9 protein-coding genes are annotated in these 12593 nt (G+C 66.0%); 5 read left to right on the forward strand and 4 right to left on the reverse strand.

Annotation, left to right across the window (positions count from 1 at the left end):
- The first annotated feature begins 194 nt into the window (after nucleotides 1-194).
- The 4 genes from D2E24_RS04340 (at nucleotide 195) to D2E24_RS04355 (ending at nucleotide 6507) form a co-directional block, all read left to right on the forward strand.
- The gene (locus D2E24_RS04340) at nucleotides 195-3767 is read left to right on the forward strand and encodes an endo-beta-N-acetylglucosaminidase (protein WP_164521000.1); all 3573 of its coding nucleotides are present in this window, start codon (nucleotides 195-197) and stop codon (nucleotides 3765-3767) included.
- A 255-nt stretch (nucleotides 3768-4022) separates the two neighbouring features.
- A complete protein-coding gene (locus tag D2E24_RS04345; RefSeq protein ID WP_125968095.1) occupies nucleotides 4023-5138 on the forward strand; it encodes a LacI family DNA-binding transcriptional regulator in 1116 nt (371 codons plus the stop codon).
- A gap of 135 nt (nucleotides 5139-5273) precedes the next feature.
- Nucleotides 5274-6239: an LAPAL motif-containing putative phage structural protein gene (locus D2E24_RS04350; RefSeq protein ID WP_125968096.1), complete on the forward strand. Its 966-nt coding sequence runs from the start codon at nucleotides 5274-5276 to the stop codon at nucleotides 6237-6239.
- 31 nt (nucleotides 6240-6270) lie between these two features.
- A complete protein-coding gene (locus tag D2E24_RS04355) occupies nucleotides 6271-6507 on the forward strand; it encodes a hypothetical protein (protein ID WP_125968097.1) in 237 nt (78 codons plus the stop codon).
- 204 nt (nucleotides 6508-6711) lie between these two features.
- Here the strand turns inward: D2E24_RS04355 and D2E24_RS04360 are convergent, their stop codons facing one another.
- The 4 genes from D2E24_RS04360 to D2E24_RS04375 all read right to left on the reverse strand — a co-directional run bounded on the left by D2E24_RS04360 (nucleotide 6712) and on the right by D2E24_RS04375 (nucleotide 11603).
- Nucleotides 6712-7944, reverse strand: coding sequence for an AGE family epimerase/isomerase (locus D2E24_RS04360; RefSeq protein ID WP_125968098.1), 1233 nt, complete (start codon nucleotides 7942-7944; stop codon nucleotides 6712-6714).
- Nucleotides 7945-8010: 66 nt separating this feature from the next.
- Nucleotides 8011-9312: a glycoside hydrolase family 125 protein gene (locus D2E24_RS04365; protein ID WP_125968099.1), complete on the reverse strand. Its 1302-nt coding sequence runs from the start codon at nucleotides 9310-9312 to the stop codon at nucleotides 8011-8013.
- 126 nt (nucleotides 9313-9438) lie between these two features.
- On the reverse strand, nucleotides 9439-10335 hold the full coding sequence (locus D2E24_RS04370) for a carbohydrate kinase family protein (protein ID WP_125968100.1): 897 nt from the start codon (nucleotides 10333-10335) through the stop codon (nucleotides 9439-9441).
- A gap of 65 nt (nucleotides 10336-10400) precedes the next feature.
- Nucleotides 10401-11603, reverse strand: a complete 1203-nt coding sequence (locus D2E24_RS04375) for an ROK family transcriptional regulator (RefSeq protein WP_125968101.1) — start codon at nucleotides 11601-11603, stop codon at nucleotides 10401-10403.
- 209 nt (nucleotides 11604-11812) lie between these two features.
- Here D2E24_RS04375 and D2E24_RS04380 point away from each other — a divergent pair, with 209 nt between their 5' ends.
- Entirely contained in the window at nucleotides 11813-12544 is a 732-nt protein-coding gene (locus D2E24_RS04380) for a copper homeostasis protein CutC (RefSeq protein WP_125968102.1), read from the forward strand.
- Nucleotides 12545-12593: the final 49 nt, after the last annotated feature.

Consider the following 12593-nt stretch of genomic DNA (forward strand, 5'->3'; position numbering starts at 1 on the left):
GGTTTCCGGCCGGGCCTTGTTGCACCATCGACTTCGATAATTCAATGAATAAACGAGATGGGCGTCCGACCTCATGACGAGAACGGAACACACCCATACGCCTACAGGATGTGAGGCAAGGCGATAGGCGGAAACGCAGCCCTGCCTCATGGGACGGCGACGATGCCGTTCCCGCGGAAACAAAGGAGAACATCATGACACTGTCCTCGGACACCCGTGCGGCCCGACATCGGGGTACACGACGCTGGTTGCGTGCAGGACTTGCGGCCGTACTGTCGATGGCGACGCTCGGCGCCCTGGTCGCGCCCGCGAACGCCACCGACACCATGCCATGGGGCGGGCAATACGCCGACACCGGCCATCCGGAACAGGCGGCGGGCGACCATCAGCCCTACCAGCACGGCTACACCGGCCTCGACATCCTCAACTGGGACCCGGCCGCCGACAAGGACTCGCAATACCTGCGCTCGCGCGTGCCGCTGCAGGCCCGAATCGCAGCGAACGCGACCACCCAGAAGGACCCGGATCTGCCGGCCGACACCGAGATGTTCAATCTCGCCGGAGACTACGGCAACGCGTTCTTCGAATCGTTCCACGACAACAACGTCTTCTCGCAGTACCTATTCAACTACTGGCAGTACACCGACTACTACGGCACCTGGCACGGCCAGCCGACCTCGAACACGCCGAAAGGCCTGTACGATGACAAGGCGCAGTCCGACTGGACCCAGAAATGGTTCGAATTCGGCACCCTGAACCTGCCGAACGCCGCCTACACGAACGCCGCCCACAAGAACGGTGCGAAATCCATCGCGACGATCTTCTACTCCAACAACGACCGCGGCGAACAGACCTACGGCGACCTGCTGCGCGGCAAACGCGACGACGGCACCTATCCGATCGCCGACAAACTGGTGGAGATCGCCGAATACTACGGCTTCGACGGCTATTTCATCAACCAGGAATCCGACGTCGCCGCCGATGACGTCGCGGCGTACCAGGACTTCATGAAGCAGATCGCCGATCAGGGCATCTACGTCCAGTGGTACGACTCGGCCTCCTACCAGAACGGCGCCGTGGACTATCAGAACATGTTCAACGCCGTCAACTCGCCGTGGGTGCAGGACGGGGCCAAGGGCAAGGTCTCCGACTCGATCTTCCTCAACTACTGGTACAACGGCGACATGCTCAAGGATTCAGCCGCGCACGCCGCAAACCTCGGCCTCGATGCGAAGACCTCCGTGTTCGCCGGCATCGAAGCGGGACAGCAGAAGTTCGACGGCATCTCCAAGAACGCCGACTACATGAACGTCAACCTCGACGCGGACGGCAAACCCTACGTGAGCCTCGCCGCGCTCGGCACCGACTTCGTCTCTCACGAACTGGGGGACCAGAAGAAGATCTACCCGCAGTACCAGAACGAAGTGTTCGACCGCGAGCGCCGACTGTGGACCGGTTCGTCCACAGGAGAGCAGGGGACGAGCGATATCGCCGACGACTACATCGACGATGGCACGGGCGATGACGGCTGGAAGGGCTTCGCCTCCCAGATCGCCGAACGCTCCGTCGTCGGAGGCCCGGTGTTCTCCACGTCGTTCAACACCGGCCACGGCCTCGAATGGCGCGACGCCGGCAAGCAGACCAGCGACCAGCAGTGGGGCAACATCAACCTGCAGGACATCCTGCCGACCTGGCAATGGTGGATCGAAGCCGACTCCGACCCGCTCGGCGCCGACTTCGACTACGGCGAGGACTATGTGGCCGCACCGCGATTCACCTACACCAAGGTCGGAGCCTACGAGGGCGGAGACTCGCTCGTGCTGTCCGGCAGGCTGTCCAGCGACAATACGATGCGCCTGTACAAGACCGATCTGGACGTCAAGGACGGCACCAAGGTCGACCTGACCTACAACAAGCTCAAGTCCGACGACTCCGAGCTGCAGCTGGCCCTGATCTTCGCCGATGACACCAAGGCCGTCGTCCCGGTCAGCGTGGCCGACGGCTCGGCCACCGACGGTTGGAAGACCGTGACCGCCGATCTGTCCGAATACGCGGGCAAGAAGATCGCGACGCTCGGCCTGATCGTCAAGGCAGGAGCCGACCCGATCGACGACTACCAGATCAACATCGGCAAGCTCACCGTGAGCGATGGCGCCGCCTACACGCCGGCCGTCCCGACCGGCTTCAAGGTCGAGCGCGCCTACGCCGATTCCGACGAGCTGACCGTCAAGTGGGATCTCGCGGACTACTCCACCACGAAGAACTACCTGCTCTACCTCGACGACACGTTCCTCGGCGGTCGTTATGACGACACCCTGTACGTCAAGCACCTGCCCGCCAAGACCGGCACGCTCAGACTGTACGCGGTGGGAGCCGACGGTTCGCGCTCGCTGGCCGCCGAAGCGCAGCTCGACGAGGCCGCGGCCGTGTCCGACGTGAAGGTCGAACCCGGCAAGGACGGCAGCATCAAGGTATCTTGGACGAATCCGCAGGTTTCCGGAGAGAAGACCGTGACCGTCAAGTCCGACACCGGCAGCTGGCGCTATGCTTCCACGCCGTTCTCCACGACCGTGAAGGTCGCCGCCGACCGGACCGAAGTGACGATTGCGGACGCTCCGGTGGACGGCTCCCGTTACGTGCTGACCATCGATAACGCCGGAGGCGCCGTCGCCACCAAGGCGGGCGCGTTCGCCGACGCCACCATCGAACCCTACCCGACCTGTTCGGTGACATGGAACGGCGACGACGTCACACTCGTACGTCCCGACACCCAGGATTGGCGTTATCTCTACATGACCGAGCGGTGGACCGACGAGAACGGCGAACGGCAGTCCAAGGAGCTGGGCGCCACCTACACCTACTCGCAGAACACCCCGCCGATCACCGGCATCATCCGAGGCCGCACCACACCGGGATCCTACGTCAGGAACATCCCGGCAGGCCATGAGCTGTGGGTGCAGGTCGAGGACTACGACGGCAACAGGACCGAGCCGATGAGGATCCCGACGTCCGATGAACTCGCCGACTGCACGGCCGACACCTCGACCCTGCCTGACGCCGCCAAGTCCGAACTGGCCGTCATCGATGGCGAGGCTGTCGCGGATGGCAAGGCCACCCGCTCCATAGCCGCCACAATCAAGGACTCGTTCGGCAATCCGATGCCCGGTGCGGAGGTCTCCTTCACCCTCTCGGACGGTCTCGTCGCCGTCGACGGCGCCACCACGATTACGACCGATTCGACCGGTGTCGCGACCCTGAACGTGGTCTCCTCCACGGCGGGCGACTACGCGGTCACGGCCACGCTGGATGGGGCGCCGATCGGCGCCGGTGTGACGGTCGCGTTCACGGCCGTGCCGTCGACGGTCGACAAGACCCGTCTGCAGGCCGAGGTCGATAAGGCCAAGGCCCTGAACGCGTCGGACTACACCGCCGATACGTGGAAGAAGGTCACCGAGGCGCTGGAGAGTGCCGAAGCGGCGCTCTCCGACGGCAACGCCACGCAGGAGCAGGTGGACGCCGCCCGTGACGGACTCGTCGCGGCGGTGGCATCCCTGAAGCGCGCATCGGAGGATGGGGACGCCTCGAAACCGAGCGACGGCAAGCCTGATGGAGGTGACCGGTCCGACGGCGCCTCCGATGGATCGGATAAGGACGCCAAGCGTCCGCTGAGCTCCACCGGCGCATCCGTGACGACGGTGCTGGCCGGCGGGCTGGTCCTGCTGTGCGCCGGAGCTGCGCTGGTGATTCGACGCCGCATGCAGGCGTAGGATCGGAGACCCGGATGCGGTCGCATCCGTGATACGTCGGGGTGGGGTCCGGGAACGGGCACCCACCCCGACGTCGTATGCCGGACAGGTGAGCTAAAGCGCTTTAGTTGTCTGATATCATGGGCGTGCAACCCTTACCATGGTGTTGCGGGCGGCTTTCGGGGCGTATGAGCATCGACAGCCGTCGGATGCCGCGATCGAACATGGACCTGTGCCCATGACGATGTCGGGAAGACCGTTGTACGAAGGAGTGCCATGAATTCCACTCGTGAAACCTCGCCGCAGGCAGCCTCCGATGCGTCGCGGGTCAGTCTGAAGGACATCGCCAACGAACTGGGCATCTCCCAGACCGCCGTATCGTTCGCCATCAACGACCGTCCCGGCGTCTCGGCGGAGACCAAGAAGCGGGTCAAGGAGGCGGCGGCCAGACTCGGCTGGCAACCCGTGTACGCCGCGCAAGCGCTCGGATCGTCCAGGACCATGACCGTGGGCTTCGCACCGGCGCGTTCGGACGGCGGACTCAAGGACGAGACGTTCATGCTGCACTTCATGGCCGGCCTGCACGCCTCGCTGAGCCCCAAGGGCTATGGTCTGCTCTACCGGCCCAGCGGTTCGCTGCGCGAGGAGTGCGACGTATACCGGAACTGGGCGGCACGCAAACGGGTCGACGGCATCATCCTCGTCGATCTTCGTGACGACGATCCACGCCCCAAGCTGCTCAGGGAGCTGGGCATCCGCGCCGTGCTCGCCGGCGGTCCGGATCCGGCGGACATCGTACCGTCGCTGTCCATCGACGATTCGCGCACGATGGGCACGATTCTCGACCATCTGGCCGAACAGGGGCATCGGCGCGTCGCCTACCTGTCCGGCGACCACGCCTTGGACTATTCACGCAGCAGAGAGCAGGCGTTCCGCGAATTCGCCCGCAAGGGAGGACTGGAGGCCATCGACGTGACCTACACGAACTTCAGCGTCGACGTCGCGGTGGAACGGACGCTGGAACTGCTGCAGTCATCGCAGCCGCCCACGGCGTTCATCTACGAGAGCGAGATCCTGGCCGCCGCCAGTCTGCACGCTGTGACCGAATGGTACGTGCTCGACAACTACGAACGCACCGTGCAGGGCGTCGGTGAGCTTACGGGACCGCGGTACCCGTTCAACCTGCCGGCCATCGTCAGCTTCGAGGACAGCTTCATCTGCGAGACGTCCTATCCGCCGATCACCGCCGTGCACCGAGACGCCGGCGAATACGGGTCGCAGATCGCCAAGCTGCTGCTGAAGGTCTTCGCCGGCGACAAGGTCTTCGGCAACCGCCGCATCCTCACGCCGACCCTGATCGTGCGCGACAGCACCGCCCGCACCGTCAACTAGGGCGTCAAGAGTTATCGCAGGCTAGTCCCAGGTCCTTTGTCGAGGCTAGAATGATGGCCACTTGGCCGGTCCGTTCGCTTGCACACGATGGTATGGCCTATCCGACTAATCCGTGAGGAATGGGGGCTCGACAGGATGGTGGCGGAATCGAATACGCTCGTCAGGACCGATGGTCGAGGCGATCTGGGTGAACTCTCCCTGCGGTATTACGGGCCGGCGCTGGATGCGGACCATTCCATCAGTGCCAAGGCCCTGGCCCCTGCGTTGCTTAACTTCGCCGATGCGGTGGAGGCGGCCAAGGACGAGATGTCTCCTGAATCCCAGGTCGAGCTTCGGGTCAAGGCGACGCGGCCCGGTTCCTTCGACATACAGCTTCTGCTTCAGGGTGTGGGAGACTTCGCGAATTCGACTCAGGGGCAGGGGCTCGAATGGCTCGCCACCGTAGGCGGTGTGGGATTCCTGACCATACTCATCGGGGCCGTGAGATTCGCCAAGCATGTGCACGAACACGGAGAGCCCGAAGTCGTCAAGGCGGAGCCCCTGCCGGAGGATGACGGCACCACCTTTTCGGAAGAGAAGGTCACGGTACGGTTCTCGGACGGAACCGTATGCGAAACCTATCGTTCCTCGATGAGGATCGCCGGGAGCCGCAAGTTCGTGAATGCCGCCGGCAAGGCCCTTGCCGGGCCTGCTGCGGAGGAGGGCGTCGATGGTGCGGAGCTCTCAAGCCGCACCGAGTCGGTCGACGTCGATAAGCGGACGGCGCGCGGCATGGCCGACTGGACTCCCAATGAGGAGGTGATCAGCGAGACGGATGCGACCCTGACGGTCCAGCCGCTCGACGCGCATTTCGAACCCGGGAAGAAATGGCATGTGACGGTCGGCGGCGAGACCAAGTACACCGTCGACATGGAGGATCCCGCCTTCATCCGCGCGGTGGAAAGCGGAAAGCGAATCGGGAAGCGAGACATGTTCGTCGTGACGATGCACACCGTCTCATCAAGGGGCAAGGACGGAAGGCTCAAGGCCCGGCATGCCATTACGAAGGTGCAGAGGCATATTCCCTATGACGAGGAATTCCAAGGTGAACTCAACATATAAGCGAATCCCACACCATACCACCACGGCTGCGATGAGGATGGTCACTCGGGCGGCCAATGGAGACGGCGTCCTGTCCGATGGCATCTCCAACGCGCAGTCCGCCCGGCATCTGGCATCGGATGTCCGTGGGGACATGCTCATCGCCGAGGCGCAGGAATACGGGATCGTCGATGACGATGCGACCGAGGCATCCACCATCCCCAACGATGTGCTCATCGAACTGGGACTCACTCCCGGTGAAGTCGAAGCGCGGGTCAATCCCCACTGACTGACGGTTTCCTGAACGTTGCTCGGAATCAGCGCCGAAATCGCGCCATCCGGGCCGACTGGCGGCTGCCACACCTGCCGACAATCATCGGTTTGTACGCGCCCCGACGAGGGTGCCGCATACAAACCGCGGTTATGAGGGCGTGATACTGCGGTTTGTATGCGTCGGCTTCGTTGAGGCGCATACAAACCGCAGCCGGCGAAATCAGCGGGCGTTGTGCACGGCGGTGGCGATGGACACGGCCGGGTCGAGGAACGGGATCAGCGTGGACTGGAACGCGTGGTACAGGTCGGACTTGCCCGGCCAGACGGTGCCGATGACGTGGTTGTCCTTGTCGAGCTGGTGGAACCAGGAACCGCCCTCGTGGTCGATGATCTGCTCGTCGACGTACTGGGCGAACGTGGCGTACCAGTCGATGTACTCGTCCTTGCCGGTCGCCGCGTACAGCGTGGCGGCGGTGTTGAGGCCTTCGGCGAGCGTCCAGTGCATGCGGTCGGTGACGACCGGATGGCCCTCCCAGTCGGTGGTGTAGGCCAGGCCCACGGTGCCGTCGGTGTTCCACGCGTCGGCGACGGCGCGCGCGAACAGCTGTTCGGCGGCCTCGACGTACGGGGCGGCGCCTTCCAGGTTGGCGAAGGAGCTGAGCGCCCACTGGGTGATCAGGCGCGCCCATTCGATGCCGTGGCCCGGGGTGGCGCCGTACGGCTTGAACTGGTCGTCCTTCTTGTCGGCGTTGAATTCGAGGTCGATGCCCCAGTCGGAGGTGAAGTGCTCCGGGATGCGCCACTCGTTGCCGCGGGCCCAGCCGATGACGTGGTCGATGATGCGGCCGGCGCGCACGCGGTAGCGGTTGTCGCCGGTGGCATCGGCCACGGCGAGGAACGCCTCGACGGTGTGCATGTTGGCGTTCAGGCCGCGGTACGGGTCGAGCTCGGTGAACTCGGTGTTCCACGTGTCGACGGCCAGTCCGGTCTCCTCGTCCCAGAAGCGCTGGTCGAACGTGGCGAGCGCCTCGTCGAGGAGGGCCTTGGCGCCGGGGCGGCCGGCGAGGAGCGCGGAGGAGGCGGCGAGGATGACGAAGGCGTGGGTGTAGCAGATCTTGCCGGGTTCGGGGGTGCCGTCCTCGTTGACCTGCGGGTGCCAGCCGCCGTTGGCGTCGTCGTGGAGGATGCCGGTGAGGCCCTTGAGGGCGGCGTCGGCGAGTTCGCCGGCGTGCGGGTAGCCGAGCATCGCGCCGATGGAGTAGACGTGCGCCATGCGGCAGGTGATCCAGGTCTGCACGCCCTGGGCCGGGTCGAGCGTGCCGTCGTCGTTGAGCCAGCCGGAGCCGCCGTTCGCGGCCGGGAATCCGGTGCCGAACCTGAGCAGTTCGTAGGACTCGGAGGCCATGAAGATGCGGTTGGCTTCGGTGCCGAGCAGGTAGCGGGGATTGGTCATTGGTGTTTCCTTCCTTGGATGGTGTTGGACAGTGCGGAAAGTGCGGGTCGAGGGGGGAGGGGTGGTTCAGCGCTTGACGCGGATGTCGAAGTAGTCCATGACGAGTTCGCAGAACATCATGTTGGACCAGCTGAACCATTCGCGCGTGTACTTGGTGGGGTCGTCCACGTCGATGCCCTCGTGCATGAGGTTGGTGCCGGCGTCGGTGGCGACGAGGCGGTCGAGGATGTGCGCCTTGTAGTCGCGGTCGTCGCTGGTCATCGCCTCGATGGCGAGCGCGATGGGCCACACGTAGCGCGGCGGGGTGTGCGGCGAGCCGATGCCCTTGAGCTGGGTGCCCTCGTAGTAGTAGGGGTTCTCGTCGCTCAGGAGGGTGTGGCGGGTGGCCAGGTAGACGGGGTCGTCGGGCGCGCAGTAGCCCAGGTAGGGGGCGGCCATGAGGCTGGGGACGTTGCTGTCGTCCATGATGTTGTGGTGGCCCAGACCGTCGGTCTCGTACGCCCAGATGGTGTCGCCGTCGCGGTTGACGGTCGTGGCGTGGTCGTCGATGCCCTTGCGGATGGCGGCGGCGAGCGTGCGGGCTCGGACGGCGATGTCGGCGTCGTCGAGGATGTCGCCGTCGAAGATGCGTGCGACGTAGTCCATGGCGACTGCGGCGAACATGTTGGACGGGACGAGGTAGTGGTAGGTGCATGCGTCGTCGCTGGGGCGGAAGCCGGACCAGGTCATGCCGGTGACGGCGACGGGGGTGCCGCGGCCGTCACGTTCGAGCGACTCGGTGGGGATGTCGCAGTCGCGCACGAAGAAGTAGGAGGAGCGGTGCTCGTGGTCCTGCTCGGTCTCGAACACGTCGAGGATGCGGCGAACGCCGGCGGTGAATTCGTCGTCGAAGTGGTCGGTGCGGCCGGTGTTGGCGTGCAGCAGCCAGGCGAGCTGGATGGGGTAGCACAGGGAGTCCACCTCGTACTTGCGCTCCCACAGCCAGGGGCTGGAGAAGTCGGACTGGTCGTCCGGATCCCAGGTGGCGCCGGAGGGGGTCTCGTTGAACGCGTTGGCGTACGGGTCGATGTTGATGTAGCGGAACTGCATGCGCACGAGTCCGGCGATCATGTCGGCCAGGTCGTCGTCCTCGGCGGCGATGGTCAGATAGGGGCGCAGCTGGGCGGTGGAGTCGCGCAGCCACATCGCGGGGATGTCGCCGGTGAGCAGGAACGTGGTGCCGTCGTCGTGGCGTTCGACGGTGGTGGTGAGCGTGTTGGCGAAGCATGCGTTGAAGTTGCGGGCCCAGTCGGCGTGCTCCTCGCCGCACAGGTCGGTGATGCGGCGCATGAAGGCGGCCACGGAGGCGGGTACTTCGGTGTATGCCATGGATATCCTAACTTCGTTGTTAACGTGGTTAATTCGTAAGGTCCATTCTAAAGCGGTTTAGTTCGTGACACGCGCACGAATGCGAAAAGGCCCCCCGCGTCGTCGCGGAGGGCCTTTCCGTCAGGCTCACTCGCCGGCTTCGGCGAGGTAGTCCGGCATGGTGTCCGGGTAGGTCGGCCACGCGCCGGCCTGGGTGCACACGAACGCGGCGGTGTTCACGGCGGCGCGGTGGGCCTCGGCCAGCGTGGCGCCGGTGAGGATCTTGCCGGTGAACGTGCCGGAGAAGGAGTCGCCGGCACCGACGGTGTCGTTGACCTCGACGTGCGGGGTGGCCAGCGTGGAGGCCTCGCCGGTCTTGGAGATGATCGTCGAGAAGGTCGAGCCGCCGGTCAGGATGATGTAGTCCAGGCCGAACTCGTTGACGAACCAGCGGCAGGCCTCGTCGTCGGAGGTGCCGCGGATGTCGAACATGTCGCGCAGGAGCAGCAGCTCGGCGTCGTTGATCTTGAACACGGTGGCGTAGCCCAGCAGCTCCTCGATGAGCTCCTTGGAGTAGTGGTCGCCGCGCAGGTTGATGTCGAAGAAGCGCATCGTGCTCGGCTTGGTGTACTTGAGCAGCTCGATGATGGTGTCATGCGACTCCGGGGAGCGCAGACCCAGGGTGCCGAAGCACACGGCGTCGGCCTGCTCGGCCACCTCGATCAGCTGGCGGGTCAGCAGGATATGGTCCCAGGCGACGCCCTTGACGATGGTGTACTCCGGGATGCCGTTCTTCAGGGCGACCTCGACGGTGCTGGTCGGCCACGCGTTGCGCTGCACGATGGTGTGCACGCCGGCCTTCTCGGCCTCGACGAGCAGCTCGTCGCCGAGCTCGTCCTCGCCGACCGCGCTGATGGACCAGCCTTCGGTGCCGTTCATCATCGCGTGGTACGCGAAGTTGACGGGGGCGCCGCCGGCGCGCTTGCCGGTGGGGAGCATGTCCCACAGGAGCTCGCCGAGGGAGAGAACGATGGGCTTGGCCATGATGGGTTCCTTTCTTCTGATGGTTGGTGGCGTCATGATGGTGGTGCCGTGGTTGCCGGCGGCGCCTACACGTCGCCGAAGAACACCGAGGGGTGTTCCAAAAACTGGGTGATGGCCACCGCCGCCGCGCCGGTGACGGCCGCGTCGGTGGGCAGGGGGGACAGGGTGATGTCGGTGGCGCGCGCGATGTCGTCGATCGCGCGTTCGGCGACGACCTCGCGGATCGCGTCGAGCAGCGGTGCGCCGGCTCGGGCGACGATGTCGCCGATGACGATGCGCCGCGGGTTGAACGCGTTGAGGATCGTCACGCATCCGTAGCCGGCGTAGCGTCCGACGCGGTGGACGAGCGCGCATGCGGCCTCGTCGCCGTCCGCGGCCGCGTCGAACAGCCGCTGGCACGCCTGGGCGTGGGTGAGCCCGTCGACGTCGCCGACGACGCCGGTGCGGCGCAGCTCGTCGTGGATGGCGACGGCCGAGCAGTAGCGTTCGAGGCAGCCGACGTTGCCGCAGTCGCACGGGACGCCCTCGACGTCGATGCTGACGTGGCCGATCTCGGTGGCGGCGCCCTGCGCGCCGTTGACGAGGCGGCCGTCGTCGATGACGCCCAGCCCCACGCCTTCGCCGATCAGATAGTAGGCGAGGTGCTCGCAGGTGCCGGCGGGGTCGAACAGGTAGTGGGCGAGGGCGCCGGCGCGGGCGTCCTGCTCGATGAAGACGGGGACGGGGAAGGCGCCGGCGAACTCGTCGGTGAAGTTGACGGTGCGCCAGCCGGCCATCGAGGAGACGACGGCGGTGCGGCCCTCGTCGCGCAGGTACGGGCCGGGCACGGCGACGCCCACGGCGACGACCGCGTCGTCGGCGGCGATGAGGCGGTTGACCCGGTCGCGGATCTCGTCGAGCGTGGCGGGGATCGAATCCTCGCTGACGGGCGGCAGGTCCTCGAGGCACACGCGCCGGCCGGCCAGGTCGAACAGGCCGATCTCGATGAGGCTGCGGGCGAACTTGACGCCGATGACGTGGAAGAGCGAGGTGTCGAGCTTGAGGCCGATGGACCGACGGTTCTTGATGCCGTCCAGGTCGCCGGTCTCGCAGATGGCGCCGGCGTCGATGAGGCGTGCGGTGATCTTGGTGATGGCGGCGGGGGTCAGGCCGAGCGCCTTGGCGATCTGGGCCCTGGAGCTGATGCCGTTATGATAGAGGTGTTGGAGGATGCGCGCCCGGTTGGCTTCCGAGACGGAGGCCTGCGATGCCTGCGTGGTCGCGTTCATGGGGTGCACCTCCTCGTGTCGTCCTCGTGTGTAAGACGGTTTATATATTAACTCAGTTAATTCAAAAGGCAAATTCGGTGTGTCGTACCGGGCGATGATACGGTGGGCACGTCCGAGGCCCGCGCCGCATCCGGCACGAGGGCGACGGTCCGGGATCCGGGTCCCGGGCGATTTCCGAAGTACGACTCAATGATGAGGAAGGTGACACGATGACGATTGAAATCGCGGTGCAGGACGTCGACGGCGCGCGCATCGCCCTTGAGGAGGGCGCCGACCGCGTCGAGCTGTGCATGGCCTTGGGCGCCACCGGCGGACTCACCCCCAGCTTCGGACTGATCCAGTCATGCGCCCACGTGGGGCTGCCGCAGGGCGTGCAGGCGCTCATCCGCTCGCGCGCCGGATCCTTCGTGTTCGACGAGGGCGAGAAGCACGTGCAGGCCGTCGACGTGCGCTTCGCCATCCTCGCCGGCGCCAGCGGCGTCGTCGTCGGCGGCCTAGCCTCCGACGGCGGCATCGACCTCGACTTCGCCCGGCGGCTGGCCGAGGCCGCGCGTGAGGAGGGGGAGCGGTGCAACCGGCGCGTGCAGCTGACCTTCCACCGTGCCTTCGACATGGTGCCCGACCAGTTCGCCGCCCTCGACGCGCTCATCGACCTCGGCTACGACCGCGTGCTCACCTCCGGCGGCGCCCCGAACGCCGGCGAGGGCGCCTGGCGGCTGCGTGAGCTCGTCGGCCACGCCGCGGGCCGCATCCAGATCCAAGCCGGCGGCGGCGTCACCCTCGACAACATCGGCGACGTGCGCGCCACCGGCGTCGATGCGGTCCACCTGTCCGCCAAGCGGCTCGTCGCGTCGGCCGGCGGGCCGGGCGGCGGCGGGGACACGCCGATCGAACGCACCGACCGCGACTTCGTGCGCGCGGCCGTCGCCGCCATGCGCTGACGACCGCGGCGCGACGGCGCGGGGGCGGACGCGGCGTGTCCCGCCCCGC

Source organism: Bifidobacterium samirii, assembly GCF_003952945.1.
In the GTDB taxonomy this organism is placed as follows: Bacteria; Actinomycetota; Actinomycetes; order Actinomycetales; family Bifidobacteriaceae; genus Bifidobacterium; species Bifidobacterium samirii.

Excerpts from the sequence above, each read along its gene's own strand:
- D2E24_RS04340 (WP_164521000.1), top strand. The coding sequence starts at position 195 with ATGACACTGTCCTCGGACACCCGTGCGGCCCGACATCGGGGTACACGA.
- D2E24_RS04345 (WP_125968095.1), top strand. The coding sequence starts at position 4,023 with ATGAATTCCACTCGTGAAACCTCGCCGCAGGCAGCCTCCGATGCGTCG.
- D2E24_RS04350 (WP_125968096.1), top strand. The coding sequence starts at position 5,274 with ATGGTGGCGGAATCGAATACGCTCGTCAGGACCGATGGTCGAGGCGAT.
- D2E24_RS04355 (WP_125968097.1), top strand. The coding sequence starts at position 6,271 with ATGAGGATGGTCACTCGGGCGGCCAATGGAGACGGCGTCCTGTCCGAT.
- D2E24_RS04360 (WP_125968098.1), bottom strand. The coding sequence starts at position 7,944 with ATGACCAATCCCCGCTACCTGCTCGGCACCGAAGCCAACCGCATCTTC.
- D2E24_RS04365 (WP_125968099.1), bottom strand. The coding sequence starts at position 9,312 with ATGGCATACACCGAAGTACCCGCCTCCGTGGCCGCCTTCATGCGCCGC.
- D2E24_RS04370 (WP_125968100.1), bottom strand. The coding sequence starts at position 10,335 with ATGGCCAAGCCCATCGTTCTCTCCCTCGGCGAGCTCCTGTGGGACATG.
- D2E24_RS04375 (WP_125968101.1), bottom strand. The coding sequence starts at position 11,603 with ATGAACGCGACCACGCAGGCATCGCAGGCCTCCGTCTCGGAAGCCAAC.
- D2E24_RS04380 (WP_125968102.1), top strand. The coding sequence starts at position 11,813 with ATGACGATTGAAATCGCGGTGCAGGACGTCGACGGCGCGCGCATCGCC.